Genomic DNA, 3,936 nt, shown 5'->3' with positions numbered 1-3,936 from the left:
GAACTGGATGAATCCACCTTTTATCTCCGTTAACGAGTCTTTGATATTAAATATATTGCGATCGCAGCTTAAAACAGATAAACTTAGGCAGAGCGATGTCTGACCACAAGCCGCTCTACATCTACGCCGACACCAGCCAAATCAACGACTACAGGAATGTCTAGCGATCGCAGATGTTCTGCATTCCAATTCCAGAGAGCATCAGCAGTTTAAGTGAATCGAACGCGCCAGCACTGAGAATAAATTCCTGATTTACAAAGGTTTGGTGCATCGTCATGAGCGAAAACTAGATTTCCAATTTCGGAAATAAGAGCCATTACTACCTTTAAATGCTGGGAAATAACTGAAATAAAAATCTGACCTTTCACGTCATATAGAACAACTAACGCTAAACCTAAATCCTGAGCAAGTTTTCTTACTAGGGAATGGAAGCGAAGTTTTCTAGATAAGAGTAAAAAGTCAGATATTAGAATGAGTGGAAAAAGAGATTGTGTTTGTCCTACTACCAGGTAGAATCAACGCTCAGTTCACCTGGAACTAAGCTTAATAGATAGGCAAAGGAATTAATCACGATCCCAGTTGCGATCGCGCTCATAGCGACGGTTATTGTCATAAATGTTGCGAAGGTTATTATCCCGCTCATAGCGGCGATTATTATCCCGCTCATAGCGGCGATTGTTATCGCGGTCATAGCGGCGATTATTATCGCGGTCATAACGGCGATTATTGTCGCGGTCGTAACGGCGATTATTATCGCGGTCATAACGGCGATTGTCACGAATGTTGCGAAGGTCGTTCTGGCGGTCATAATCACCATTTCTATAATGACGACTACGACGTTCGTAGTTACCATCATCGTTGCGTTGATAGCTGTTGCTATCTAACTGAGCGACATCATACGCTGGTGTATTAGCATCAGCTTTTGGAGAAATAGCCAAAGCTGATGCAGATGCTATCAAGCCGACGAGCAAAATAGAGGTAAAGCGGTTCATGATGTGAGTCAATAATTATTGACAATAATTTATGCAAGTCCAGTCTGTTTAGGAAGAGCAGATTCCACAAGTCTTTAAATCAATTCTAACAGTGTTGAATAAGTCGAAAAGTTTTCTTGGGTGTGGTGATTGAGAAAAGTTTTGTTGTCTGTGATACTTTCTGACCTTCCAAATTCTGTAAAAAGTTAAAATTAAAATGAATCTTTGAACTGGATGAATCCACCTCTGAACTCCGTTAACGAGTCTTTGATATTAAATACATTGCGATCGCACCTTTGCCAAAACCTACCAGCTAGCCAATAATCTGATCTACAAGACAAAACGCACACTAATCATAATTGGTGTGCGTCTGCGGTTAGATTTTAGAAATTCTCGAACTTAGCGATCGCATCCTTCATTTTATCTACCACCTCATCTACAGGGATAACTCCCAATTCCCCAGAGGCGCGGGTACGGATGCTCAAGGTATTAGTTTCCACTTCCTTAGCTCCCACCACTGCCATCACGGGTATTTTTTCTTTCTCTGCATTGCGAATTTGTTTACCCAAGCGATCGCCACTGGTATCAACTTCTGCACGGATGCCTAACGCTCTCATTTTCGTCACTACATCTTTAGCAAAGTCTAGCTGTGTATCACCCACTGGCAGTAATCTAGCTTGCACTGGCGCTAACCACAAAGGGAAATCACCTGCATATTCTTCAATTAAAATCCCAATTAGTCGTTCCAGTGAACCAAAAGGCGCACGGTGAATCATCACCGGGCGTTTGCGAACACCATCTTCAGCAACGTACTCTAACTCAAAGCGTTCTGGCAAATTGTAATCTACTTGTACAGTTCCTAATTGCCACTCCCGATCTAGGGCATCACTAAAGATAAAGTCAAGTTTTGGCCCATAAAAAGCCGCTTCTCCAATACCTTCAAAGTGTTCCATTCCCAAAGTTTCAACCGCACGGCGAATTGCACCTTCAGCTTTGTCCCAAACTTCATCAGAACCGATGTACTTATCACTAGCAGGATCGCGAAAACTCAGTCTAGCTTTAAAGTTCTTCAGTTGCAGCTTATTGAACACCGACAAAATCAAATCCACCACACTGAGGAATTCGCTATCTAGCTGTTCTGGGGTAACGAACAGGTGAGAATCATCCACAGTAAAACCGCGCACCCGTGTTAAACCGCCCAATTCCCCTGACTGTTCGTAGCGGTAAACAGTACCAAATTCTGCCAGTCGCATCGGTAATTCCCGATAAGAGCGTAACTCACTCTTATATATTTGGATATGGAAGGGGCAGTTCATTGGCTTCATAACGAAGCCCTGTTCTTGTGCAGCAGCTTCCTGATCATCTGCCATTAAGGGGAACATATCTTCTTTATATTTCTGCCAATGTCCAGAGGTTTTAAATAAATCTACTCTGGCGATATGAGGTGTTACTACAGATAAGTAACCCCGTTTGATCTGTTCCTGCTTGAGGAAGTCTTCTAAGGTACTCCGCAACAAAGTGCCTTTGGGTGTCCACAAAGGTAAACCAGGCCCTACTAGATCGGAAAATATAAATAATCCCAGTTCCTTACCCAGTTTCCGGTGATCTCGCCGTAGCGCTTCTTCTTTGCGTCGCTTATATTCAGCGAGTTGTTCTGGGCTTTCCCAAGCGGTGGCGTAGATGCGTTGTAATTGGGCTTTAGTTTCATCCCCACGCCAATAAGCGCCCGCAACGCTTTCTAGTTCAATTGCTTTCGGGTTTAATTCACTGGTGTTTTCCAGATGAGGCCCCGCACACAAATCCCACCATTCATTCCCCAGGTGGTAAATCGTGATTGGTTCGTTTTTGATATCTGCCAGAATTTCTAGCTTGTAAGGTTCCTTAATTTCCTGAATCCGGCGTTCGGCTTCTTCTCGGCTGACTTCTTCCCGAATTACTGCCAGTTTGCGATTGATAATCTTCGCCATCTCTTTCTTGATGGCTTTGAGATCGTTTTCGCTAAATGGTTCTGGATTGTCGAAGTCATAGTAAAAACCGTTTTCAATCCAAGGGCCGATTGTAACTTGTGCCTTGGGAAACAGCTTTTGTACTGCCATTGCCATTACATGGGAAGCAGTGTGGCGAATCTTTTTTAAGTTCTCCGATTCGCTGGTACGCGGTAAATAGATTTTTTCAACTTGTTCTGACTGTTGGGACTGATTTGATGAATTTGGCGACATTGGCTGCTGAACCGTTGGCGAAGTGATTACAAAAGTTGATTTATCTGAATCTGTAGGCTTATTCAACTATAACGACTTTGGTTAAGTAGTCATTTGTCATTTGTCATTGGTCATTGGTGCATACCCTATCTCTTGCAATGCCATGAGTAGTTCAACAAAGTTCACTGTAAATTTGCTTTGACGGTAGGCAGAAAAATTTTTTCTTTCATCGGAGTAATTCAAACTATGTTTATGTTAAAGAGTAGGCGTGCTTTCTCTTGGACTAATGACTAATGACTAATGACTCCGCGTAGCGGTTTGATTCTAAGTCCTGAATTTTGACTCCTGAATTCTTCTTCAATCCAAAGATAAAGATAAATTTTTGATTTGTTACCTGAGTGTCAAATTCAAGATTGGCCGCGATCTAAATTATCTTATGAATTACAACTTGATGTCATATATACCTATAGATGCCTGTCCAAAGGCACTGTACAAACCAGTTATCAAGACTATATAATAAATTTTGTGGCCTTTGTTACAAATTTTTACATCTAGGAATTATGAGAATAATTCTGCAAATGTTAATAAATGTAAATAACGTTAATATTAGTAAGCAAGTTTGAAATATCCCTCTCATTTATGCCAGACTCAAATTTACCAGGGACTGAGTTGTTGAAAACGGTTTTAGATCCGCTGCTGGAAGATTTTCAGCATTGGTTTACGCGATCGCGCCATTTACTCGAAACTGAGGAACTATCATTTATGAG

General features: G+C 41.7%; 4 protein-coding genes. 1 reads left to right on the top strand and 3 read right to left on the bottom strand.

Annotation, left to right across the window (positions count from 1 at the left end):
• Positions 1-160: 160 nt before the first annotated feature.
• The 3 genes from IQ229_RS24150 to thrS form a co-directional block, all read right to left on the bottom strand.
• A complete protein-coding gene (locus IQ229_RS24150) occupies positions 161-277 on the bottom strand; it encodes a GMC family oxidoreductase N-terminal domain-containing protein (RefSeq protein ID WP_228013519.1) in 117 nt (38 codons plus the stop codon).
• Positions 278-563: 286 nt separating this feature from the next.
• On the bottom strand, positions 564-992 hold the full coding sequence (locus IQ229_RS16755) for a hypothetical protein (protein ID WP_228013518.1): 429 nt from the start codon (positions 990-992) through the stop codon (positions 564-566).
• Between the two features lie 362 nt (positions 993-1,354).
• Positions 1,355-3,190 (bottom strand): threonine--tRNA ligase, encoded by a 1,836-nt coding sequence (gene thrS, locus IQ229_RS16750; RefSeq protein ID WP_194045599.1) that lies wholly within the window; start codon positions 3,188-3,190, stop codon positions 1,355-1,357.
• Between the two features lie 618 nt (positions 3,191-3,808).
• On the opposite strand from thrS, the gene IQ229_RS16745 reads away from it, so the two are divergent.
• A partial coding sequence (locus IQ229_RS16745; protein ID WP_194045597.1) for a DUF2605 family protein occupies positions 3,809-3,936 on the top strand: 128 nt, incomplete at its 3' end.

It is taken from the genome of Nostoc cf. edaphicum LEGE 07299 (assembly GCF_015207245.1).
Classification (GTDB): Bacteria; Cyanobacteriota; Cyanobacteriia; order Cyanobacteriales; family Nostocaceae; genus Nostoc; species Nostoc edaphicum_B.
Note: the sequence above shows the minus strand (reverse complement) of the source record. Positions and strands in the feature narration are given on the sequence as shown.